Raw genomic sequence first — 23586 nt, 5'->3', positions numbered from 1 at the left:
GAACATGAGTATGAGCGAACAGACCCTAGGCACCAGCTTCACGCTGACGCTGGACGGCGTTGAGGTCAGCGCCCACCCCGGTGAAAGTCTCTGGCAGGTGGCCAAGCGCGCCGGCGAGACCATTCCTCACCTGTGTTTCAAGGACACCAACGGCTACCGCGCCGACGGCAACTGCCGCGCCTGCATGGTGGAAATCGAGGGCGAGCGCACCCTGGCCGCCAGCTGTTTGCGCGAAGCAGCCCCCGGCATGGTGGTTAATAGTGCAAGCTCAGAACGCGCGCACACGGCCCGCAAGATGGTCATGGAGATGCTGCTGGTCGACCAACCGGAGCGAGAGGATAGCCCCGACCGTGCGAGCCATTTCTGGGCCATGGCCGACCAACTGGCTATTGATGCCACGGCGGTGCGCCGCAAGCTACCCCGGCGCGACGAGCGTGAAACACCCACCGTGCATCATGTGGCTTCCCAGGCGGATAGCCAGGCGCAAGACAGCAGCCACTCCGCCATGCGCGTCAATCTTGACGCCTGCATCGAGTGCAACCTGTGCGTGCGCGCCTGTCGCGAGGTGCAGGTCAACGATGTTATCGGCTTGGCACATCGCGGGGCGGCGTCCAAGATCGTGTTTGATTTCGACGACCCCATGGGGGATAGCACCTGCGTGGCTTGTGGTGAGTGCGTTCAGGCTTGCCCCACCGGTGCTCTAATGCCCGCTACCCTGGTGGATGAGGCCGGGCGCGGCGATTCTGCCGTGGCCGACCGCCAGGTCGACTCGGTATGCCCCTACTGCGGGGTGGGTTGCCAGCTCACCTACCATATCAAGGACGATGAGATCCTTTATGTGGAAGGCCGCGACGGCCCCTCCAACCAGAACCGGCTGTGTGTCAAAGGTCGCTTTGGCTACGACTATCCGCGCCATCCCTCCCGGCTGACCACCCCGCTGATTCGTCGTGAGGGCGTTGCCAAGGGGATCGACCCGGACTTCGACCCCGCCAAGCCGCTTACGCATTTTCGCGAGGCCAGTTGGGATGAGGCGCTGGGCTTCGCCGCTAAGGGACTTGTTGATCTCAAGGCGGTTCATGGTTCTGACGCTCTGGCGGGGTTCGGGAGCGCCAAGTGCTCCAACGAAGAAGCATGGCTGTTCCAGAAGCTGGTGCGCACCGGTTTTGGCTCCAACCATGTGGATCACTGCACGCGTTTGTGCCACGCCAGTTCAGTAGCGGCACTCATGGAGTGCATTGGCTCAGGCTCGGTGACCGCTTCCTTTATGCAAGCCAGCCAAGCCGATGTAGTGATTCTTACCGGGTGCAACCCGGCAGTGAACCATCCGGTGGCGGCCACCTTCTTCAAGCAGGCCGCCAAACGCGGTACCAAGATCGTGATTATCGACCCCCGTGGACAAGCGCTGGATGCCTATGCCCACCTGAGCGTGCGCTTTTCACCGGGCGCTGATGTGGCACTGTTTAACGCCATTCTCAATGTGATCATCACTGAAGAGCTTTATGACACGGCCTATATCGCCGAGCATACCGAGGGCTTCGAGGCCCTGAAAACGCACACGGTGGACATGACTCCCGAAGCGATGAGCGGCCTGTGCGGCGTCGAGCCCGAGACCATCCGCGAGGTGGCAAGGCTCTATGCAACCGCCGAGCGGGCGATGATTTTCTGGGGCATGGGGATTTCCCAGCACACCCACGGAACAGATAATGCCCGCTGCCTGATTTCGCTGGCATTGGCCTGCGGTCAGACTGGACGACCTGGCACCGGCCTGCACCCTTTGCGGGGGCAGAACAACGTTCAAGGGGCGTCTGATGCCGGGCTGATTCCCATGGTGATGCCGGACTACCAGCCGGTCAGCGACGCCCAGGTGCGCGCGGCGTTTGAAGAGCTGTGGAATACCAAGCTGGACCCCACGCCTGGCCTCACTGTGGTGGAGATCATGGATGCCATCACCGCAGGCACCATTCGTGGCATGTACATCCAAGGCGAAAATCCGGCGATGTCCGACCCGGATCTCGCCCATGCACGGGCCGCCCTGGCCAAGCTGGAACATCTGGTGGTGCAGGATCTGTTTGTCACTGAGACCGCCCAGTTCGCCGATGTCATCCTGCCTGCCTCCGCCTGGCCGGAGAAGGATGGGTCGGTCACCAATACGAATCGTCAGGTACAGCTGGGGCGTGCGGCGGTGCCGCTCCCCGGCCAGGCCAAGCCGGACTGGTGGATCATTCAGGAAATCGCCAAACGCTTCGGCCTGGGTTGGCACTACCAGCACCCGCGGGACGTCTTTGCTGAGATGAAGCAAGGGATGGCCTCCCTTGATCATATTTCCTGGGAGCGTCTGGAGCGCGAGCAGTCAGTGACCTACCCCTGCCCAGCGGAAGACGCACCGGGGCACGACGTGGTCTTCAGCGACGCCTTCCCCACCGCCAGCGGCCGGGCGAAATTCGCGCCCACGCGCCCGCTGCCCCCGGATGAGCCGGTCGACAACGACTACCCAACGGTACTGACCACTGGGCGCCAGCTGGAGCACTGGCATACCGGCTCCATGACCCGGCGTGCCAAAGTGCTCGACGACCTGGAGCCGGAAGCCGTGGCGAGCTTAGCACCTGCTGAGTTTATCCGGCTGGGGATGGCGCCGGGCGATGAGCTAACGATCACCACCCGCCGAGGCTCCATTACCCTCAAGGCGAGAACGGATTCTGGGATGCCCGAAGGTATGGTCTTCGTGCCTTTCTGCTACGGAGAAGCGGCGGCGAATCTCTTGACTAATCCAGCGCTGGACCCGTTCGGCAAGATACCGGAGTTCAAGTATGCCGCTTGCCGGTTGAGCCGCAGCTCTACCCATCTAGAGGCGTCGTTAACTGTCTAAAGCACTTGACCACTACAGCCTGGCCCGCATTAGCGGGCCAGGTTTTTTGATAATTCTGAAAACCTCAGCCCTGAGCTAGATGCAGCGTCGGCGCATCGTGTTCTAAATTCTCAAGCATACGAGCAGCGTACCAGTCGATAAAGTCGATAACACCGAACTCGTAGGTCTCGGAATATGGGCCGGGTTGGTAAGCCTTGGAGTTGATTCCGCGCTGGTTCTCCTCGGCGAGTTGGCGGTCCTGATCGTTGGTAGCATCCCACACGCGGCGCAACTTCTCGGGGTCGTAGTCAACGCCTTCCACGGCGTCCTTGTGAACCAGCCACTTGGTGGTCACCACGGTTTGCTGCGGGCCAAGCGGTAGCACGCGAAAGACCACTGCGTGATCGCCCATGAAATGGTTCCATGAGTTGGGCAGGTGCAGAATGCGCAGAGAGCCCATGTCAGGGTTTGATAAGCGGCCCATCAGCTTCTGACAGCCCGGTTTGCCGTCCATCGTCATCGAGACAATGCCATCCAGCAGCGGCGTTCGGGTCAAACGGTTGCGCCTGCCAAGCCGCGTCAACTGATGAGGAACCTGCTCCCGATCCCAATCCGCCTGTTTGCGGGCCACCAACGCTTTGTAGGCGGGCGTTGCGCGCGGGTCGTCGGTGTCATCAAACTCCTGCAGCGAGTTCAGCAACTCGGGGTGAGCGCCGTTGCAGTGATAACACTCGCGGTTGTTTTCAATCACCAGCTTCCAGTTGGCTTGCTCAACGATACTGGACTCGGTGGCGACCTTGACGTTGTCCATCTGGTACGGCTCAAGATAGTGCTCAAGCGTTGTTAGAAAGTCATCAATTGCGGGCGGCTCATCGCTCAGGTTGATAAAGACGAAACCGCCGGCAGTGCGCACATTGACCGGTTTGAGGCCAAATTGATCGAGCTTGAAGTCAGTGCCCATATCGCTACCGGCAAACAGCAAGCGGCCATCAAGTTCATAGGTCCACTGGTGATAGGGGCAGACAAGCTTGGCCACCTTGCCCTTATCTTTTACGCAAAGACGCGAGCCGCGGTGGCGGCAGACATTGTGAAACGCATGAATAATGCCGTCACTGCCTCGCACGATGACAATGGGGTTATCACCAATATCCAGTGTCATGAAGTTACCCTTGGCCGGGATCTCGCACGTCATGCCAGCAAACAGCCATTCCTTCTCGAAGACCTCCTGCATATCAAGCGCGAACAGGCGGGCATCGTTATAAAACGGCTGCGGAAGCGAAAAGGTACGCCCTCTTTCCTGCAGCATCTGGACCGTTGCCGCACGCGCCGCGGCGAGTGGGTCATCCATCCGGTTAGAAACACTTTTTTCCATTACCAGTATCCTCGTAAACCTCCGCTCCCCCCTCAAAGGGCTGCGAATCGGCCGATAGTCAAGATTGCGTCTCTTGTTGTTCTGTTGCGTAACCTGGCGTTTGATTTAAATGTGGCCTGACGTCAGGCACCGATTGTGCTGCAGGCGCTGCACTGTCAATTATCTGCCCGCGACATTAGATGGCGTAGCGGCGACTAAAAAAGAGGTTTCTAAACGATAGAGAGTGGCACGAGGTAAGTGTGAGTCGCTGTCAGGTAAGTCGGTTAGCGAGTGCATACCCAAAATGCAGCTCAAAGGTGCTGGCTGTATCGCAAATACGGTTCGGCGATGCATAGTGATGAAGGCTGTTCAGGCAGAGGCGATAATGACAACTAATTTCTTCAATCCGGTCACGACCCAAACCTGGACCAATGGCCGCCACCAGGTGCGTTGCGTCAAGGTGATCCAGGAAACCCAGGATGTGCGCACGTTCTGTTTCATGGCTGAGCAGCCTGTGCTGTTCTTCTTCAAGCCCGGTCAGTTCGTCACGCTGGAGCTTGAGATTGACCATCAGCCGATCATGCGCTCCTATACGATTTCCAGCTCTCCCTCTATTCCTTACAGCTTTTCAATCACCGTTAAACAGGTGCCGGGGGGCAAGGTATCCAATTGGCTACACGCAAATCTAAAGGTGGGCGATGAGCTGGCCGTGCACGGGCCGGTCGGTAATTTTAATTCGATTGATTACCCCGCCGAGAAAGTGCTGTTTCTCTCTGGCGGTGTGGGCATTACGCCCTTGATGTCCATGACGCGCTGGCTTTTCGATACCAATGCCGCTGTCGATGTTGAGTTCATACACAGTGCCCGCGCCCCGCGTGATGTGATTTATCACCGTGAGCTGGTGCATATGTTTTCGCGTATCCCTGAATTCAAGCTGCATATCATTTGCGAGAGCAAGGAAGATATTGGTGAGGCTTGGGCTGGCTACCGTGGCTATCTCACTCAGCCGCTGTTCGAACTCATGGTGCCGGACTTTATGGAGCGGGAGATCTTTTGTTGCGGCCCGACCCCCTACATGAACGCCATCAAAAATATTCTGCGTAGCAACAATTTCAACATGGATCATTACCATGAAGAGTCGTTTGGTGCTACACCGGTTGAAGTGCGTGAGGATGTCCGTGAGCTGGCCGAACAGGCAGAGGTCGACGCCGAAAATGTCGACACCAGCGATCTGCACAGCATCGAATTCGCCTCATCAGGGAAAAGTGTCCGTATCCAGCCGGGTGAGACGGTTCATGCGGCAGCAGCGAAGCTGGGTCTGCATATTCCCAAGGCTTGCGGTATGGGGATTTGCGGTACTTGCCGAGTAGAGCTCAAATCAGGTGAGGTGGAAATGGAACATAACGGCGGTATTACGGAAGAGGATGTTGAAGAGGGCTACATTCTGTCTTGCTGTAGTCGGCCTAAAGGGGATCTGGTGGTGGATTTTTAGCCCCCGGCAAGCACCTTACTACCCAGGTTTAAGCGCCCTAAACGGCTACTGCCCGTCTAGGGCGCTTTGCTTTTATGGGTAATAAGTCATCGTCCCTCTCTAAGAAGCATCCTGAATGGAGTCAATGTCGCAAATGCATCGCGTGGTGACGTCGGCAAGCATCTTGGGGCCGGACACCAACGATAGTATCGCGGTAACAACGCGTTGATAGGGACTTTGGTTGAAAGCGACCTGGGTTTATCAGCATTAAAGAGTATGTCCAGCACTTAATAAAAAAGTGACTCATCAGGAGGCGGTAATGCTTCAAAATAATTTTTCGCCCAACGCCCGCTTGGCCAATTACGACTCGTTGCTTGCTGAGGCAATTGCTGAAGAAACGGTTCGCCAAGAAGCGCATATTGAATTGATCGCCTCCGAAAATTACACCAGCAAACTTGTGATGGAAGCGCAAGGCACACAGTTGACCAACAAGTATGCTGAAGGTTATCCAGGTCGCCGTTACTACGGCGGGTGTGAGTTCGTTGACAAGGTGGAAGCTCTCGCCATTGAGCGAGCTTGTAATTTATTTAGCGCCAACTATGCCAATGTGCAGCCACATTCCGGGGCTCAGGCTAATGCCGCCGTCTTCATGGCGCTGGTCTCTCCGGGGGATACCGTGTTGGGGATGAGCTTGGCCCACGGCGGCCACTTAACCCATGGCGCGGCCCCTAACTTCTCGGGTAAGCACTACAACGCCGTACAGTATGGCCTCAAGCCGGAAACCGGCGAGATCGACTATGAAGAAGTTGAGCGCCTGGCGCGTGAACATCAGCCGAAGATGATCATTGCGGGATTCTCTGCTTACTCACGCGTAGTGGACTGGCGGCGTTTTCGCACTATCGCCGATGAAGTGGGCGCTTGGTTGATGGTCGATATGGCGCATGTTGCTGGCTTGGTTGCCGCTGGCCTCTACCCAAGCCCGCTCCCATTTGCGCATGTGGTGACCACGACGACCCACAAAACGCTGCGTGGCCCCCGGGGTGGTTTGATTCTCTCTGCCCATGGCGACGAAGCGCTCTACAAAAAGCTTAATGGGGCCGTGTTCCCAGGCCAGCAGGGCGGCCCGTTGATGCATGTGATCGCCGCCAAGGCGGTAGCTTTTAAGGAGGCCATGAACCAGGCGTTTGTGCGCTACCAACAGCAGGTGATTGATAACGCGCGGGCGATGGCCCATGTGTTCGTTGAGCGCGGCTATGACGTTGTGTCTGGTGGTACCGATGACCACCTCTTTCTTGTCTCCCTTATCCGCCAGGGCATTACCGGTAAGGATGCGGATGCAGCACTAGGCCGTGCGCATATCACAGTCAATAAGAACACGGTGCCCAACGACCCTCAGAGCCCCTTCGTAACGTCCGGCCTGCGTATTGGTACCCCGGCGGTCACCACGCGTGGTTTCGATGCCCAAGAGTGTAGTGAGTTGGCGGGATGGATTTGCGACATTTTGGATGAGCTGGCCGCAGGCAAAGACACCGCTTCCATTGAAGCTAAAGTGCAAGCCAAGGTGGCTGACGTGTGTGTCCGGCATCCTGTTTACGCTGAATCTGCTGCTGAAGCCGTCGAATCCATTGCTTGAGAGGAGACCACTATGCAACGTTATTCCGGCTTCGGCCTGGTCAAGCACGCGCTGAGCCACCATGAGAACTGGGAGCGCCAGTGGCGTAATCCCACGCCCAAGAAACAGTACGATGTAATCATCGTCGGCGGTGGCGGCCACGGCTTGGCCACGGCCTACTACCTGGCGAAAGAGTTCGGCGTCAAAAACGTGGCGGTGATTGAGAAAGGTTGGCTGGGCGGCGGCAACACCGCCCGTAATACCACTATCGTGCGTTCCAACTATTTATGGGACGAATCGGCCGTCCTTTACGAACATGCCATGAAATTGTGGGAAGGGCTCTCGCAGGATCTGAACTATAACGTGATGTTCTCGCAGCGAGGGGTGCTCAATCTCGGGCATACCCTGCAGGACATGCGCGATATCCAACGCCGGGTTAACGCCAACCGCCTGAACGGTATCGATGGCGAGGTGCTGGATGCTAAGGGCGTACAGGCGTTGGTGCCGATCATGGACTGCTCCAAGAATGCTCGCTACCCGGTGATGGGCGCTTCATGGCAACCGCGCGCCGGGGTGGCGCGCCACGACGCCGTGGCCTGGGGCTATGCCCGCGGCGCCGATGCCCATGGCGTGGATATCCTTCAGCAGACCGAAGTCACCGGTTTCAAGATTCGTGACGGTCAGATCTACGGCGTACACACCAACCGTGGCGACATCGAGGCCAAGACCGTGGGCTGCGTGGCCGCCGGTAATTCCAGCGTGCTGGCTAAGATGGGAGGTTTTAACTTACCGCTGGAATCCCATCCATTGCAGGCGCTGGTGTCCGAACCGATCAAACCTATTCTCGATACGGTGGTGATGTCCAACCAGGTGCATGGCTACATCAGCCAGTCCGACAAGGGTGACCTAGTCATCGGTGCGGGCATCGACGGCTATAACGGCTATGGGCAACGTGGCAGTTATCCCACCGTGGAACATACCCTTCAGGCGATCGTCGAGATGTTCCCGATCTTCTCTCGGGTGCGCATGAACCGCCAGTGGGGCGGCATCGTCGATACCTGCCCCGACGCTTGCCCGATCATCTCCAAAACACCGGTGAAAGGGCTGTACTTCAACTGCGGTTGGGGCACCGGCGGCTTCAAGGCGACGCCAGGGTCGGGGCATGTGTTCGCCGCCAGCCTGGCCAAGGGGGAAATGCATCCCATCGCCGAGCCGTTCTCCATGTTCCGCTTCCACAGCGGTGCGCTGATCGACGAGCACGGCGCTGCTGGCGTGGCCCACTAGGGTTCATACGAGAGGAGTATTCGCATGTTCTATATCTACTGCCCCTACTGCGGCGAACACCGTGAGGAAGAGGAGTTTCACCCCAAGGGCCAGGCGCATATCGAGCGCCCCAAGGAACCCGAGGCGTGTAGTGACGAAGAGTGGGGTAACTACCTGTTTTTCCGCGACAACCCCCGTGGCGTACACCATGAAATGTGGGTGCACGCGGTGGGCTGTCGGAAGTTCTTCAACATGACGCGTCACACTGTGAGCTACGAGATTCTCGAGACTTACAAAATGGGCGAGCAGCCGTCGGTTACTGCCGACAGCCAGGCTAAGCCTCGCGAGGCCGCCGCGGTAAGCCAACAAGAAGGAGTGCGGGCATGAGCCAGTCCAAGCAACAAATGTTCCGCCTTAACACGGGCGGGCGCATCGACCGCTCCCGCACGTTGAGCTTTACCTTTAACGGTCAGCGTTACCAAGGACACCCAGGGGATACCCTGGCCTCGGCGCTGCTGGCTAACGGCGTGGATATCGTCAACCGCAGCTTTAAATACTCGCGGCCTCGCGGCATCGTTGCCGCCGGTGCTGAAGAGCCGAATGCCATCGTGCAGTTGGGTAGCAGCGAAGCGGCCCAAGTGCCCAACGTACGCGCCACCCAGCAGGCGTTATTTGACGGCTTGACCGCCTGTAGCACCAATGGCTGGCCGAACGTGCAGCGCGACCTAATGGGCTTGGTTGGCAAGCTGGGCGGGCAATTTATGCCACCAGGTTTTTATTACAAGACCTTTATGGCCCCAGCGTCGATGTGGCTGACCTACGAGAAGTACATCCGCAAGGCTGCTGGCTTGGGGCGCAGCCCCATGGAAGCCGATCCGGATAGCTATGATCACTTCAATCAGCACTGCGATGTACTGGTCGTCGGCGCAGGCGCCGCGGGTCTGGCGGCAGCGCTGGCCTCCGCGCGCAGCGGCGCTCGGGTGATCGTTGCCGATGAGCAGGAAGAGATGGGCGGATCGCTGTTGGACAGCCGCGAAACCCTGGATGGCAAGCTGGCGGATCAGTGGGTTGCTCGGGTGCTTGAAGAATTGTCCGGATGTGCGAACGTCACGCTGCTGCCGCGCACAACGGTCAACGGTTATCACGATCACAATTTTGTGACTCTGCATGAGCGGCGTACCGAGCACCTTGGCGAAACGGCCCCTGTAATCAATGGTTACCGTCAAGTGCGTGCCCGCCTACACCGGGTGCGCGCTGGTCAGGTGATTTTAGCTACGGGCGCTCATGAACGGCCGCTGGTTTATGCGGGTAACGACGTGCCGGGCAACCTGTTGGCTGGCGCTGTGTCGACCTATATACGCCGCTACGGCGTGGCGCCGGGCCGCAAGCTAGTACTTTCTACTAGCAACGACTACGGCTATCGCGTTGCTTTGGACTGGAAAGAAGCTGGCTGCGAGGTCGCCGCTATCGTAGACGCCCGCGAGGCGCCGGCGGGTGACTGGGTCGATGCCGCCCGCGCCCAGGGCATCAAAATCATTACTGGCAGTGCCGTGATTGAGGCGAAGGGCAGCAATCGGGTCACCGCTGCACGAGTTGCCAAGATCGATATTGACGCGTTCAAAGTGAGCGGCCCGGTACAGGAACTGGCCTGCGACACCATTGCTAGTTCCGGCGGCTACAGCCCGGTGATTCACTTGGCTTCTCATACCGGCGCGCGGCCTACCTGGCGCGACGATATTCTCGGCTTCGTGCCGGGGCTCGTGAAGGGCGTGCAGGCGTGCGGCGGGGCGAAGGGGACCTATACATTGGGCGATGTACTCGCCGAGGGTGTCGAAGCGGGTATCCGGGCGGCAGCCACCACGGGATACACCGCCCAGACGGTCAGCCTGCCTAGTGCTGAACGCCTCCAGCAAGGGCCTGCGGTGCCACTCTTCCAGGTGCCTCATGAAAAGCCCACGCTGCGCGGTCCCAAGCAGTTCGTCGATCTACAAAACGACGTCACGGCGGCGGGCATTGAGCTGGCGACCCGGGAGGGTTTTGAGTCCATTGAACACATTAAGCGCTATACCGCGATGGGCTTCGGTACGGATCAGGGCAAGTTGGGCAATATTAACGGTATGGCGATTGCCGCCCGTTGCTTGAATCGCTCGATTCCTGAGGTGGGCACCACGGTGTTCCGTCCCAACTATACCCCGGTGACTTTCGGTGCCATCGTCGGTCGCCACTGCCGTGATTTGTTCGATCCCGAACGTTACACCGCGCTTCACCAGTGGCACGTGGAGCGTGGCGCCGAGTTCGAGGATGTCGGTCAGTGGAAGCGCCCCTGGTACTATCCACAAAAGGTGAATGGCAAGGCCGAGACGATACAGGAGGCGGTTGCTCGCGAGTGCCTGGCGGTTCGCGAGAAGGTCGGTATCCTCGATGCCTCGACGCTTGGCAAAATCGATATTCAAGGGCCGGATGCGCGTGAGTTTCTGGCGCGGATTTACACCAACAAGTGGGAGAAGCTGGCAGTTGGTAAATGCCGTTACGGCTTGATGTGTAAAGACGATGGCATGGTCACCGACGACGGTGTGACGAGCTGTCTTGCTGAAAATCACTTTTTAATGACCACCACCACCGGTGGCGCTGCCGCGATTCTGGAATGGTTGGAGTTATGGCATCAGACCGAGTGGCCGGAACTGGATGTCTACTTCTCTTCAGTGACCGACCACTGGGCCACCATGACGATCACCGGCCCGGAAGCGCGCAAGCTGCTCGCTGAGATCAGTGATATCGATCTTGATCGCGATAGCTTTAAGTTTATGGATTGGCGCTCCGGGAAAGTGGCGGGGGTACCTGCACGGGTCTTCCGCATCTCCTTTACTGGTGAGCTGACCTTCGAGATCAACGTGCAAGCCAACTACGCCATGTATGTCTGGCAGACCCTGTTCAAGCATGGCGAGAAGTATGGCTTGACGCCCTATGGCACCGAAACCATGCACGTCCTGCGGGCGGAAAAGGGTTTCATTATCGTGGGTCAGGAAACCGACGGCTCGGTTACGCCGGAAGACCTGGGTATGCAGTGGGCGATCGGCTATGACAAGCCCTACTCATGGATTGGCAAGCGCGCCCTAACCCGCTCCGACACTAAGCGCGAGAACCGCAAGCAGCTGGTGGGGCTCAGGCCGAAAGACCCGAAGGTGGTACTCGAAGAGGGTGCCCAGATCGTGCTTGATCCCAAGCATGCGATCCCTATGCCAATGGTGGGGCACGTGACCTCCAGCTATTACAGCCCGATCCTGGATTCAGGCTTTGCGCTAGCGGTAGTCAAGGGTGGCCACCAGAGGTTGGGTGAGACTGTCTATCTGCCCATGGCGGACGGCCAAACCTTTGAGGCCGAAATCGTCAGCACCATTTTCTACGACCCCAAGGGAGAGCGCCAGAATGTCTAACGCGGCCACCTTCGACACCCGTACTAATACTGCTATTCCGGTAGAGTCCCCGTTAGCCTATAGCTATCGCCGCAGCGGCGCTCCTCGGGGCGACCACTCAGGTCGGCTTCAGCTACGCGAGCGAGCAATGCTTGGGCATCTAATACTTCGGGGTGGCGCCATCGTTCTCGATGAGGCGGTGCGCGACGTGCTGGGGCTCAACCTGCCCGGCCAGGCCCAGACGCTGGTGCAGGACGCCAGTGGCGAGCGCTCCATTCAGTGGCTTTCCCCGGACGAGTGGCTGGTGATCGTACCCGGCGGCGAGGAATTTCCGCTGGAGACCAAGCTGCGCGAGCATCTGGGCAGCGCCCACTTTGCGATCAGCGATGTTAGCGGTGGGCAGACGTTGCTAGAGATTACAGGCGAGGCCGCCCGAGAGTTGCTGATGAAAACGGTGATCTACGATGTTCATCCCAGCAACTTCCCGGTGGGCAAGGGCGTCACGACCGTCTTCGCCAAGGCGACCACCATTATTCGCCGCCCCAGTGAGGATCGTTGGGAGCTAGTGGTGCGGCGCAGCTTTGCCGACTACTGCTACCGCTGGTTACTGGATGCCGGGGCAGAATTCGGCGTTAACGTACAACAATAAGCGGGCAGGCCGGAACGCTGTTCCGGCCGCTATGATCTTCCGCAACGGTCTGCCGCTAACTGAGAAGCATGCACTATGAGCCGAATGAGTGATACCTGGATACTTGCCGCCCAATGCCCAAGCCGTTTAGGGACGGTGGACGTCGTCACGCGCTTTCTAAAAGAGCAGCAGTGTTATATCACTGAACTCAACTCTTTCGATGATCGGCTCGGTGGGCGTTTTTTCATTCGCGCGGAGTTTCGCCCAGAGCGAGACGCGTTCCATGAAGAGCGCTTCCATACCGATTTTGCAGCGCGGGCGAACGAATTCGACATGCAGTTTGAACTGACTGCGCCAGGAAAACGCACGGGAACCGTGATCCTCGTTTCGAAAGCGGATCACTGCTTAAATGATCTTCTCTATCGCTATCGTACCGGGCAACTGCCACTGGATATTAAAGCGGTGATTTCCAATCATCCGGATCTGGAGCCGTTGGCAAAGTGGCACGGCCTGCCGTATCACTATCTGCCGATCAGCCCCGAGACGAAATTGCAGCAGGAATCGCGAGTACGCGACATCATTGCGGAAACTGACGCGGAACTGGTAGTGCTGGCAAGATACATGCAGGTGCTTTCGCCCTCCATGTGTGAACTGTTAGCAGGGCGGGCGATTAATATTCATCACTCTTTGCTACCTGGTTTTAAAGGCGCTAAGCCTTATCACCAAGCGTATGAGAAAGGGGTTAAGCTGGTCGGCGCAACGGCACACTATATTAATAATGACCTTGATGAAGGGCCGATTATTGCCCAAGGGGTCGAGCCCGTCGACCATACTCATTATCCCGAAGACCTGGTTGCCAAGGGGCGTGATATCGAATGCTTAACGTTGGCCAGGGCGATTAGCTATCACTTAGAACGCCGTGTGTTTTTCTATTCAGGGCGCACGGTGGTTTTTGGTAATTAATGCTTTTCATAATACGGTTTTAATTAACGCTGATGTTTAAAGTGCGTTTTTATAATGGGGTTGCTATCGCTAGGAATAGGCTTATTTTAGCGTGCTAAGCAACCCTTTATTTGGCGTGATTAATAGTGCCGTTTGTTTTAATAGTGCTGTTTGATAAGTATAAAAACCATCAAGAAAGATAACGAAAAGTATTTATCGCCACACCAATGATTTTGTAAACATCAGGCGTCGCCTGATTTCTCCTATTTAAATCTCAAAAGGTGAGCCAATGCCTATCAGTGTCTTCGACCTTTTTAAGATTGGAGTGGGCCCCTCCAGTTCCCATACCGTTGGGCCTATGCAGGCGGCTTTTAAGTATGTAAACGCGCTGCGCGAAAACAACCTGCTTAATGATGTGGAGCATCTTGAGGTTCATCTTTATGGTTCGCTATCAGCGACAGGGGTTGGGCATGCCACCGATCATGCGATCATTATGGGGCTGATGGGAGAACGTCCTGACACGATTAATCCCACGCTGATTGAGCCATCCATAAAATCGCTAAAAGAGAGCAGGAGGTTAAATCTGGGGCGACAAAAAGAAGTAACCTTTACGTGGGATAGCGATATTTATTTTCATGAAGAGTGTTTGCCTCATCACCCCAATGCCATGAGGCTGGCTGCGTTTACGCCTCAGCGCCAGTTATTGTATGAGAACACCTATTATTCGGTGGGTGGTGGTTTTGTAGTAGAGCAAGCCCAAGTGGATATGCCGCTAGACGATTTGGATGGGGCTATTATTCCGTACAACTTTGACACCGCCGATGAGCTCTTAGCACTATGTAAAAAGGAGCAGCTAAGCGTCAGCCGACTGATGCTGGAAAATGAGAAGGTTTGGCGGACAGAGGAAGAGGTTAGAAACGAGCTGTGGCGTATATGGCAAGTCATGTGTGAATGCATTGACAATGGATTGGCCCATGAAGGGGTATTGCCGGGTGGCTTGAACGTCAAACGACGGGCCAAATTGCTTCACCAACGCCTTCAAGCGGCGGAGCAGAATGAATGCCTGATCGCCTCGACGTTTTCTGCGATGGAATGGGTGAATATCTTTGCCCTCGCCGTCAACGAAGAAAACGCCGCGGGCGGGCGCATGGTCACGGCGCCCACCAACGGCGCCGCGGGCATTATTCCCGCCGTCTTACACTACTATATGAAGTTTCAGCCCAACGCCTGCGAGAAAAACGTGGTGGACTTTCTGTTGGCGGCTGGCGCCATTGGCATTCTCTGTAAGAAAAATGCTTCTATTTCTGGCGCCGAAGTGGGCTGCCAAGGGGAGGTCGGGTCGGCATGTGCCATGGCGGCAGCCGGTTTGGCTGATGTGATGGGAGGAACACCCGAGCAAGTAGAGCATGCCGCGGAAATCGGCCTGGAACACAATCTAGGGTTAACCTGCGACCCTGTGGGTGGGTTAGTTCAGATTCCTTGTATCGAGCGCAACGCCATCGCAACGGTAAAGGCGATCAATGCCGCTCAGATGGCCTTACGCGGCGATGGCACCCACTTTATATCGTTGGATAAAGTGATTCGTACCATGCGTGATACAGGCAGAGACATGTTGGATAAATACAAAGAAACGTCCAAAGGTGGGTTAGCCGTTAATGCCATTGAGTGTTAAGTAGCTCTAATGTGAACTCTTGGCAATTTAGCCCCTTCTTAAGCAGAGTGTGACCTATATAGTTTGCTCATTCAGGGGCTTATCAAACCAACCATACGTTTTCGGCAATCAACCCCGTTTAGACGCCGCCAACGTATATAAAAACTCAAGCCCTAACGTCGCAGCAGCGAGCGAGGTGATATCACCGTGATCATAGGCGGGATTAACTTCCACCACGTCCATGCCAACTAACTCCATACCCACCATGCCGCGAATGACTTTCAGCATCAGGTCGGTAGACATGCCTCCGCAGACCGGGGTGCCGGTGCCGGGGGCGTAGGCGGGGTCCAGCCCATCAATGTCCAGGCTGACGTAAGCAGGATGATGACCCACTTTGGCGCGAATACGCTCCAGTACAGCGGCGGCACCGTGGTCGTTGACCCAGTCCGCATCCAGCACTTCATAAGGGTGATTGTGGCGGTCATAGCTGGTGCGAATGCCAATTTGCAGCGAGTGCTCGGGCACGACCAATCCCTCTTTGAGGGCGTGATGGAAAATAGTGCCGTGGTCGAAGCGCGTGCCTTGCTCGTAGGTGTCGGTGTGGGCGTCAAAGTGAATCAGTGCCAGCGGCCCGTGCACACGTGCGTGAGCGCGCAGTAGCGGCAGGCTAATGTAATGGTCGCCGCCCAGGGTGAGCATTTTTTTGCCCGCACTTAGCCAGTGCTGGGCGTGATTTTCCAGATTATCGACCAAACTTTCGGGCTCGCCGTAGGCGTAATCCACGTTGCCTGAATCACATACCTTGAGGCGCTCTTCCAAGGCAAAATCCCAAGGCCAGCGTTTGCCTTCCCAGATCAAGTTAGCGGTACTTTGACGAATAGCATTCGGCCCCATGCGAGTACCTGCACGGCCGGAACACGCCAGATCAAAGGGCACGCCGCTCACCACGACCTCAGCGTCCGTCGCGTGCGGGTCAGTGGCTTTGGGCACGCCCATGAACGTGGAGATAACATCACCAAACAGGCTGGGCATGATCTGCGATTGGTTCACCTAGAGTGTTCTCCTATCGGCGTGCAGTAAAAGTGCGGCTGGCGCAGGGGTGTTGGCTACAAAGAAGCGCGACGATAAGGAATTTTTAGCGATGAATAAAATGAATGTTTAGAATGAAATCATTCGTCCTATCAATAGTGAGTCGTTATGCGTTCGCTCCGCCAATTTGATTTAAACCTGTTGTTAGTATTCGAGGCGCTCATGCGTGAACGCCACGTGACGCGCGCGGCTGAACGACTTTATTTGAGCCAGCCAGCCTTGAGCCATTCGCTAAAACGCCTGCGTGAGTCACTGGATGACCCGCTGTTTATTCGTACCGAAAAGGGCATGCAACCAACCCCACGGGCACAGGCGCTGCAGCCAGTCGTACAGCAGGCGCTGGCGCTGTTGAGGGAAGGCTTGGCGCCGCCTGCGCTGTTTTCACCCGCCAATAGCACCCGTCGTTTTACGCTGGCGACGACGGACTATTTTGAAGAAGTGATGTACCCAACGTTTCTTAGTCAACTGCTGGCCTATGCGCCGGGTATCAGTTTTTCCATTGAGCTCATTACCCAGGAAGTGTTGAGCGAGGGGTTAGAGCAGCGCCAAGCGGATATGGTTGTCGGGCTGGATAGTCAAAGCGTGCTACCCAGCGGCGTGATTCAGACTCCGTGGATGGACGAGGAACTGGTCTGCCTAGCCGCTAGCCATAACGAGCGCGTAGGAGAGTCGCTGGATATTGCGCAGTTTGCCCGAGAGACCCATGTGGAACTAGCTGATATCAGCGGCCTGCTGCCCAGCAACATTGATAGCTGTTTGGCGCAGCACGGCTTAACCCGGCGGGTGATCTCTAAAAACCTTAACTACATTGCGGCGGCCCGCGTAGTGGCGCTGACGGAAGCGATCATGACGCTGCCGCGGCAAATGGCGGAGCGCTTTGTGACCATGCTGCCGGTGCGCTTGGTGGAGCCACCCAAGGAGCTACCATCGTTGAAAATGACCCTGATTCAGCATGGGCTGTATGCCAACGATCCTGCTAACGTGTGGCTCTATCAAGTGCTTACTGAGTTTGCTAACGAGTTTAGACGTTAGGTTAGCCATCATGCACACTACCTATGTTGTAATTAAACAACGCTGTTGTATCAAAGGTTGAATAGTATCTGGCAGTCACCCCGTTAGATCCTAGGCTGCTAAAAGGCGTTATGAATGACGTCGTTATAGTGTCGCGCCCAGCTAGGTAGTGGCGGGGCAGAACTATCAATAATGGGAGAACGCGAGTGAAAATAGGTGCACCGAAGGAGAGTGCCCGGGGGGAAGCGCGTGTCGCGCTGACCCCTGAGAGCGCCAAACAGATTCAGAAGCTAGGCCACGAGTGCTTAGTGGAAACCGGCGCTGGCTTGGCCGCGGGCTTTAATGACGACACTTATCGCGATGCTGGCGTTACCGTGGTGGACGGGGCTGACGCGCTCTGGCGCGACGCTGAGGTGGTCATTAAAGTCCGCGAGCCCTCTGATGAAGAGGCCGAGCGGCTGCGTAAAGGTCAAACGCTGATTTCCTTCTTCTGGCCAGCGCAAAACGAAGCGCTGCTAGAGAAATGCAAGGCCCAGGGCGCTACTGTCATCGCCATGGATATGGTGCCGCGGATTTCACGGGCGCAGAAGATGGACGCGCTCTCCTCCATGGCCAATATTGCCGGCTACCGTGCGGTGATTGAGGCGGGTAATAACTTTGGTCGCTTCTTCACCGGCCAGGTAACCGCGGCGGGTAAAGTGCCGCCGGCCAAAGTGCTGGTGATTGGTGCCGGTGTGGCCGGTTTGGCGGCGATCGGCACGGCCACCAGCCTGGGTGCCGTCGTACGCGCCTTTGACGTGCGCCCCGAGGTTTCTGAGCAGATTGAATCCATGGGCGCCGAATTCCTGTTCCTCGATTTCGAGGATAGCCTGGACGGTTCTGAAAGCGGTGGCTACGCCTCGCCCTCAAGCCCGGAGTTTCGCGAAAAGCAGCTTGCGTGCTTCCGCGAGCAGGCGCCGGACGTGGATATCGTGATTACCACCGCGCTGATTCCCGGCAAACCTGCGCCCAAGCTGTGGCTGGAAGATATGGTCGCGGCGATGAAGCCGGGCTCGGTGATTATTGATCTGGCCGCTGAGAAGGGCGGTAACTGCGACCTGACCAAGCCTGATGAGCGCGTAGTATCGGATAACGGCGTCGTAGTCATCGGCTACACCGATTTTCCTTCCCGCATGGCAACGCAATCATCGCTGCTCTACGCCACCAATATCCGCCATATGTTGACCGATCTGACGCCCGAGAAAGACGGCGTAATCAACCATAATATGGAAGATGACGTGATTCGTGGCGCTACGGTGACGCATCAGGGCGAAATCACCTTCCCGCCGCCGCCGCCCAAAGTGAAAGCGATTGGCGCCTCAAAACCCAAGAAGAAAGAGAAAGAGCCCACGCCGGAAGAGAAAAAGGCCGCTGAGCTAGCCGCCTTCAAAGCGCAAACCAAGCGTCAAGTGAGCCTATTGGCTGTTGGCGGCGTACTGATGCTGTTGCTGGGTCAAGTAGCGCCAGCCTCGTTTATGCAGCACTTCATTGTCTTTGTACTAGCCTGCTTTATCGGCTTCCAGGTGATTTGGAAAGTGAGCCACTCGCTGCATACCCCGCTAATGGCGGTGACCAATGCGATCTCGGGCATCATTATTTTGGGGGCGATTCTACAGATTGGCTCCGGCAGCGCAGTGGTGAGCGTGCTGGCGGCGATTTCAGTACTGATCGCATCAATCAATATCGTGGGTGGCTTCCTGGTGACACGCCGGATGCTGGCCATGTTCCAAAAATCCTAAGCGGCGGAGAGACGATATGTTAGAGCAAGGATTCGTATCTGCCGCGGCAATTGCGGCAAGTGTGTTGTTTATTCTGTCGCTGGGCGGCTTGAGTAACCAGGAGAAAGCCAAGCGGGCCGTATGGTATGGCATCGTGGGCATGGCGGTGGCGGTGTTCTTCACTGCTCTCGGCCCAGGCATTGGCGGTTACTGGTGGCTGATCCCGATGATGCTGATTGGCGCTGGTATTGGCGCCTACGTGGCGGGCAAGGTCGAGATGACCGAAATGCCTCAGCTGGTGGCCGCACTCCACAGCTTTGTGGGCTTGGCGGCGGTATTGGTGGCCTGGAGCGCGGATTTAGAGCGCCGCCGGGTGATGGCCGCGCGTGCCGCCGAGGCATCGTTGGATCAGTTCTCCGCCTTCGCCGCGCTGGTCGCCACCAAAGCCCCCGACGAACTGATGTTCCTGCAAGTCGAGGTGGTGTTAGGCATCTTTATTGGCGCGGTGACGTTTACCGGCTCGGTGATTGCCTTTGGTAAGCTGGCTGGCAAGGTCGACGGTAAACCCCGCCAGTTGCCCGGTGGGCATATGCTGAATGCCGGGGCGGCGGTACTGTCGCTGCTGCTGGCAATTCTCTACCTGAACGGTGCGGGCTTCTGGACGCTGATTGTGCTGGCTGCGCTGGCCTTCTTTATCGGCTACCACCTGATCATGGGCATTGGCGGCGCCGATATGCCGGTGGTCGTTTCAATGCTCAACAGCTACTCCGGCTGGGCGGCGGCCGCTATCGGTTTCACGCTCTCCAACGACCTGCTGATTGTGACTGGCGCGCTGGTGGGCTCCTCCGGTGCGATTCTCTCTTACATTATGTGTAAGGCGATGAACCGCAACTTTATCAACGTCATTTTGGGCGGCTTTGGTGGCAGCCAAGGGCCTGCGGCGGAGATCGAAGGCGAGCAGGTGGCGATTGACGCCGGTGGCGTAGCAAGCGCCCTGAACGATGCCGACAGCGTGATCATCGTACCGGGCTACGGTATGGCCGTGGCCCAGGCGCAAACGGCGGTGAGCGATTTGGTGCGTAAACTGCGTGCAGCGGGCAAGACCGTGCGCTTCGGTATCCACCCGGTCGCAGGCCGCTTGCCAGGGCACATGAACGTACTGCTGGCGGAAGCCAAGGTACCTTACGACATCGTGCTGGAGATGGATGAAATCAATGACGATTTCGCTACCACCGACGTGGTGATCGTGATTGGCTCCAACGACATCGTGAACCCTGCGGCCGAAGAAGATCCCAATAGCCCCATCGCCGGTATGCCGGTATTGAAGGTGTGGGAGGCCAAGCAGGTGTTTGTCAGCAAACGCGGCCAGGGCACCGGCTACTCGGGTATCGAGAACCCGCTGTTCTTCAAAGAGAACACGCGCATGTTCTACGGCGATGCCCGGGATAGCTTGAATACGCTGCTGCCGCTGATTGATTAGGTCTAGGCCTAACCATTCGGTACTGAGCCCGCGAGAGATCGCGGGCTTTTTTGATTCTGTGCATGGCAATGGCACTCCTGCTATGGTCGAGTACTGCCTCTCTTTGTTGAGCATTTATTTCCATGAATCAACGCCCTAACCCCCGCGTGCTGTTGCGCTTGCTGGGGCTGCTACGTCCTTATCGGCTACGTTTGGCCCTGGCGGGTCTGGCGCTGTTATTGGCCTCAGGCAGCGTACTGCTGCTAGGCAACGGGCTGCGGTTAGTCATTGATCGCGGCTTTTTAGATGCCGATGCACAGGCGCTAGGCCAAGCGCTGGTGTTGATGCTGGTGGTAGTAACGGTGTTAGCGTTTGCTTCCGCGCTGCGTTACTACCAAGTGACCTGGATTGGCGAGCGTTTGGCTGCCGACCTACGCCAGCGGGTGTTCGATCATTTACTCACCCTGGAGCCCAGCTTTTTTGAGAGCGCAAGCGACGGCCGTGCCGCGGGGGAAATAGCCTCACGATTAACCGCCGATACCAGCGTACTGCAGAGCCTGTTTGGCTCTTCGGTCTCGCTGGCGCTGCGTAATCTGGTCATGCTGGTAGGCGCCGTGGTGCTAATGCTGATCACCCAACCGTGGCTCTCGGCGATGGTGCTGATCGGGATTCCGGCGACGCTCTTGCCCATAGTATGGTACGGCCGGCGGGTGCGGCGACTTTCGCGCACCAGCCAGGATCGCGTGGCCGAACTGGGCCGCTATGCCGAGGAGGCGCTGAGTGGTATTCGAACCCTCCAAGCGTTTACCCATGAAGCGGCGGATAAAACCCGCTACGGTCAGCGCGTGGAGCAGGCATTCGGCAGCGCCGTCGAGCGCACCCAGCAACGCGCCTGGTTGACCGGTATTGCCATGTTGGTGGTGTTTGCCGCGGTGGGGTTGATGCTCTGGCAAGGCGGTCAGGCGGTGCTTGATGGCACCATGAGTGCCGGTGAACTATCGGCGTTTATTTTCTATGCCGTGCTGGCGGCGGGGGCCATCGCCACCTTGGCAGAAGTCGCAGGTGATGTGCAGCGGGCGGCAGGGGCGGCGGAACGCTTATTGGAACTGCTCGATACTCAGCCCGCTATCCAGTCACCGGCGCATCCCCATCTCCTTCCAGTGCCATCACAAGGTGAGATTGTGCTGGAGAGCGTCAGCTTCACCTACCCCGGCCGGGAAACGCCAGCGCTCGACGGCTTTGATCTGCATATTCAGCCGGGAGAACGGGTAGCGGTGGTGGGCCCATCAGGCGCGGGAAAAAGCACGCTCTTAGCGCTGCTGCTGCGCTTTTATGACCCCAGCCAAGGGCGTATAACGCTGGATGGGATCGATGTCCGTGACTTAGACCTTGCTGCATTACGGCGCGCCATGGGGTTGGTAGCCCAGGAGCCGGTGCTGTTTAGTGGCTCGGTGGCCGATAATCTTCGCTATGGCGATCCTGAAGCGAATAGTGAAAGGCTGCGCATCGCCGCTCAGGATGCCAGCGCCCTCGACTTTATTGAAGCGCTGCCCCAGGGCTTTGATACGCCTCTTGGCCCTGGCGGAGTACAGCTTTCCGGTGGCCAGCGTCAGCGGCTCGCTATCGCCCGAGCGCTGCTCAAAAATCCGGCGGTGCTGCTGCTGGATGAAGCCACCAGCGCCTTGGATGCGGAAAGCGAGCGTCTGGTACAGCAGGCGCTGGATCGGCTGATGGTGGGGCGCACCAGTATTGTGATCGCCCATCGGCTCGCTACCGTTATTGCTGCCGACCGCTTGCTAGTGCTTGATGGTGGAAAGCTAATCGCGGCGGGCACCCACGACGAATTGATCACCACCAGCCCACTCTATCGCCACCTAGCTGCGCTGCAGTTTGGCGGTGAAAGATGATGAAACTATTTTGTTAACGCCAGGAGTTGCTATGACGAGTTTTTTCCAACGCCTTAATGCTGTTAATGCCCCGTCTATTGGCCTGGGCTGTATGAACCTCTCCCACGGTTATGGCAGCATCGTGCCTGAAAACGCGGCCATACGAGCGTTGGATGAGGCGTTTGAGATGGGCTATCGCCACTTTGACACTGCCACCCTGTACGGCGCCACAGCCAATGAGAAAGTGGTCGGGCGCGCTTTGGAGGGTAAGCGGCATCAGCTCTTTCTGGCCAGTAAATGCGGCATGGCGATGGACCCTGAGTCAGGCAAACGCGTTATTGACGGCCGCCCGGCAACACTGCGCAAACAGTGCGAAGCAAGCCTTGCGCGCCTGCGTACCGATCATTTGGATCTCTACTACCTGCACCGCTTGGATCGCCAGGTCCCCATTGAAGAGAGCGTCGGCGCGCTAGGGCGCTTGATGGAAGAGGGCAAAATTGGAGGCGTGGGGTTGTCGGAAATCTCTGCACTAACGTTGCGCCGTGCGGCAGCTGAATATCCTATCGCCGCCGTGCAGTCTGAATACTCGCTGTGGACGCGCAACCCTGAAATCGCCCTGATCGATGCGTGCCGAGAGGTGGGCGCGGCCATGGTCGCATTTAGTCCTCTGGGGCGAGGCTTCTTGACTGGCGCCATTCAGGATCCAGCGCGCCTTGAAGAGGGCGATATGCGCCGTAACATGCCGCGCTTCAGCACCGACAACTACCCGCATAATATCAAATTATTTGAACGCCTTGCGGCGCTGGCGCAGGCCTTCAGCTTGACGCCGGGGCAACTGGCGCTGGCATGGCTGAAGGCCAAAGGCGACGATATTATTCCCATTCCGGGAACTCGCTCACCTGACCACATGCGCGAAAATTTAGCCGCGGAAACACTGCGCCTTGATGTCACCACAATGCAGCAGTTGGATGCCATGATGATGCCAGACCAGGTCGCAGGGGCTCGCTACAGCGAGGCGCAGCAGGCGGATATCGATACCGAGGAGTTCGCCCGCTAAAGATGTTAATTAAGCTGTGATGGGTAAAAACTATTAGAGCGGTCACAAAAAGCAAATTGTGCCTATCACATATCTGCTTTAAAACAGTATCAGGTAAGTGAAGCGTCCTTTTATGGCAAGACACTGGTTGACCATTAGATGAGTGCAAGGA

At 57.3% G+C, this 23586-nt stretch carries 16 protein-coding genes; 14 read left to right on the top strand and 2 right to left on the bottom strand.

Annotated elements, in window-relative coordinates; all coding sequences use genetic code 11:
- The first annotated feature begins 4 nt into the window (after positions 1 to 4).
- Complete coding sequence (gene fdhF / locus ACWI0H_RS19285) at positions 5 to 2866, top strand: formate dehydrogenase subunit alpha (RefSeq protein ID WP_485874267.1); 2862 nt, start codon at positions 5 to 7, stop codon at positions 2864 to 2866.
- Positions 2867 to 2930: 64 nt separating this feature from the next.
- Here the strand turns inward: fdhF and ACWI0H_RS19280 are convergent, their stop codons facing one another.
- Positions 2931 to 4217, bottom strand: coding sequence for an aromatic ring-hydroxylating oxygenase subunit alpha (locus ACWI0H_RS19280; RefSeq protein ID WP_176304105.1), 1287 nt, complete (start codon positions 4215 to 4217; stop codon positions 2931 to 2933).
- A 364-nt stretch (positions 4218 to 4581) separates the two neighbouring features.
- On the opposite strand from ACWI0H_RS19280, the gene ACWI0H_RS19275 reads away from it, so the two are divergent.
- From ACWI0H_RS19275 to ACWI0H_RS19240, 8 genes are all read left to right on the top strand, one after another.
- Positions 4582 to 5688, top strand: a complete 1107-nt coding sequence (locus tag ACWI0H_RS19275; RefSeq protein ID WP_176304104.1) for an FAD-binding oxidoreductase — start codon at positions 4582 to 4584, stop codon at positions 5686 to 5688.
- 298 nt (positions 5689 to 5986) lie between these two features.
- Positions 5987 to 7300 carry a serine hydroxymethyltransferase gene (gene glyA, locus ACWI0H_RS19270; RefSeq protein WP_485874266.1) on the top strand — a complete coding sequence of 438 codons (1314 nt, stop codon included), beginning with the start codon at positions 5987 to 5989 and terminating at the stop codon, positions 7298 to 7300.
- Positions 7301 to 7312: 12 nt separating this feature from the next.
- A complete protein-coding gene (locus tag ACWI0H_RS19265; RefSeq protein WP_101145558.1) occupies positions 7313 to 8563 on the top strand; it encodes a sarcosine oxidase subunit beta family protein in 1251 nt (416 codons plus the stop codon).
- Between the two features lie 24 nt (positions 8564 to 8587).
- Positions 8588 to 8929: a sarcosine oxidase subunit delta gene (locus ACWI0H_RS19260; RefSeq protein WP_101145557.1), complete on the top strand. Its 342-nt coding sequence runs from the start codon at positions 8588 to 8590 to the stop codon at positions 8927 to 8929.
- Positions 8926 to 11976 carry a sarcosine oxidase subunit alpha family protein gene (locus ACWI0H_RS19255; protein ID WP_485874265.1) on the top strand — a complete coding sequence of 1017 codons (3051 nt, stop codon included), beginning with the start codon at positions 8926 to 8928 and terminating at the stop codon, positions 11974 to 11976. Before ACWI0H_RS19260 ends, ACWI0H_RS19255 begins: the two co-directional genes overlap by 4 nt.
- A complete protein-coding gene (locus tag ACWI0H_RS19250; protein ID WP_485874264.1) occupies positions 11969 to 12604 on the top strand; it encodes a sarcosine oxidase subunit gamma in 636 nt (211 codons plus the stop codon). Before ACWI0H_RS19255 ends, ACWI0H_RS19250 begins: the two co-directional genes overlap by 8 nt.
- A gap of 75 nt (positions 12605 to 12679) precedes the next feature.
- The gene (purU, locus tag ACWI0H_RS19245; RefSeq protein WP_485874263.1) at positions 12680 to 13546 is read left to right on the top strand and encodes a formyltetrahydrofolate deformylase; all 867 of its coding nucleotides are present in this window, start codon (positions 12680 to 12682) and stop codon (positions 13544 to 13546) included.
- A 268-nt stretch (positions 13547 to 13814) separates the two neighbouring features.
- Positions 13815 to 15197: an L-serine ammonia-lyase gene (locus tag ACWI0H_RS19240; RefSeq protein ID WP_485874262.1), complete on the top strand. Its 1383-nt coding sequence runs from the start codon at positions 13815 to 13817 to the stop codon at positions 15195 to 15197.
- Between the two features lie 108 nt (positions 15198 to 15305).
- On the opposite strand, the gene speB is transcribed toward ACWI0H_RS19240, so the two are convergent.
- Positions 15306 to 16208 carry an agmatinase gene (speB, locus tag ACWI0H_RS19235; RefSeq protein ID WP_485876275.1) on the bottom strand — a complete coding sequence of 301 codons (903 nt, stop codon included), beginning with the start codon at positions 16206 to 16208 and terminating at the stop codon, positions 15306 to 15308.
- 165 nt (positions 16209 to 16373) lie between these two features.
- On the opposite strand from speB, the gene ACWI0H_RS19230 reads away from it, so the two are divergent.
- The 5 genes from ACWI0H_RS19230 (at position 16374) to ACWI0H_RS19210 (ending at position 23435) form a co-directional block, all read left to right on the top strand.
- Positions 16374 to 17297 (top strand): LysR family transcriptional regulator, encoded by a 924-nt coding sequence (locus tag ACWI0H_RS19230; RefSeq protein WP_101146440.1) that lies wholly within the window; start codon positions 16374 to 16376, stop codon positions 17295 to 17297.
- 185 nt (positions 17298 to 17482) lie between these two features.
- Complete coding sequence (locus tag ACWI0H_RS19225) at positions 17483 to 19054, top strand: Re/Si-specific NAD(P)(+) transhydrogenase subunit alpha (protein ID WP_485874261.1); 1572 nt, start codon at positions 17483 to 17485, stop codon at positions 19052 to 19054.
- A gap of 16 nt (positions 19055 to 19070) precedes the next feature.
- Complete coding sequence (locus ACWI0H_RS19220) at positions 19071 to 20513, top strand: NAD(P)(+) transhydrogenase (Re/Si-specific) subunit beta (RefSeq protein ID WP_336270545.1); 1443 nt, start codon at positions 19071 to 19073, stop codon at positions 20511 to 20513.
- A 122-nt stretch (positions 20514 to 20635) separates the two neighbouring features.
- Entirely contained in the window at positions 20636 to 22399 is a 1764-nt protein-coding gene (locus ACWI0H_RS19215) for an ABC transporter transmembrane domain-containing protein (protein ID WP_485874260.1), read from the top strand.
- 31 nt (positions 22400 to 22430) lie between these two features.
- Entirely contained in the window at positions 22431 to 23435 is a 1005-nt protein-coding gene (locus tag ACWI0H_RS19210; RefSeq protein WP_485874259.1) for an aldo/keto reductase, read from the top strand.
- Positions 23436 to 23586: the final 151 nt, after the last annotated feature.

The organism is Halomonas sp. NYA30 (genome assembly GCF_976980765.1).
This window is presented reverse-complemented; position numbering and strand designations above follow the sequence as displayed.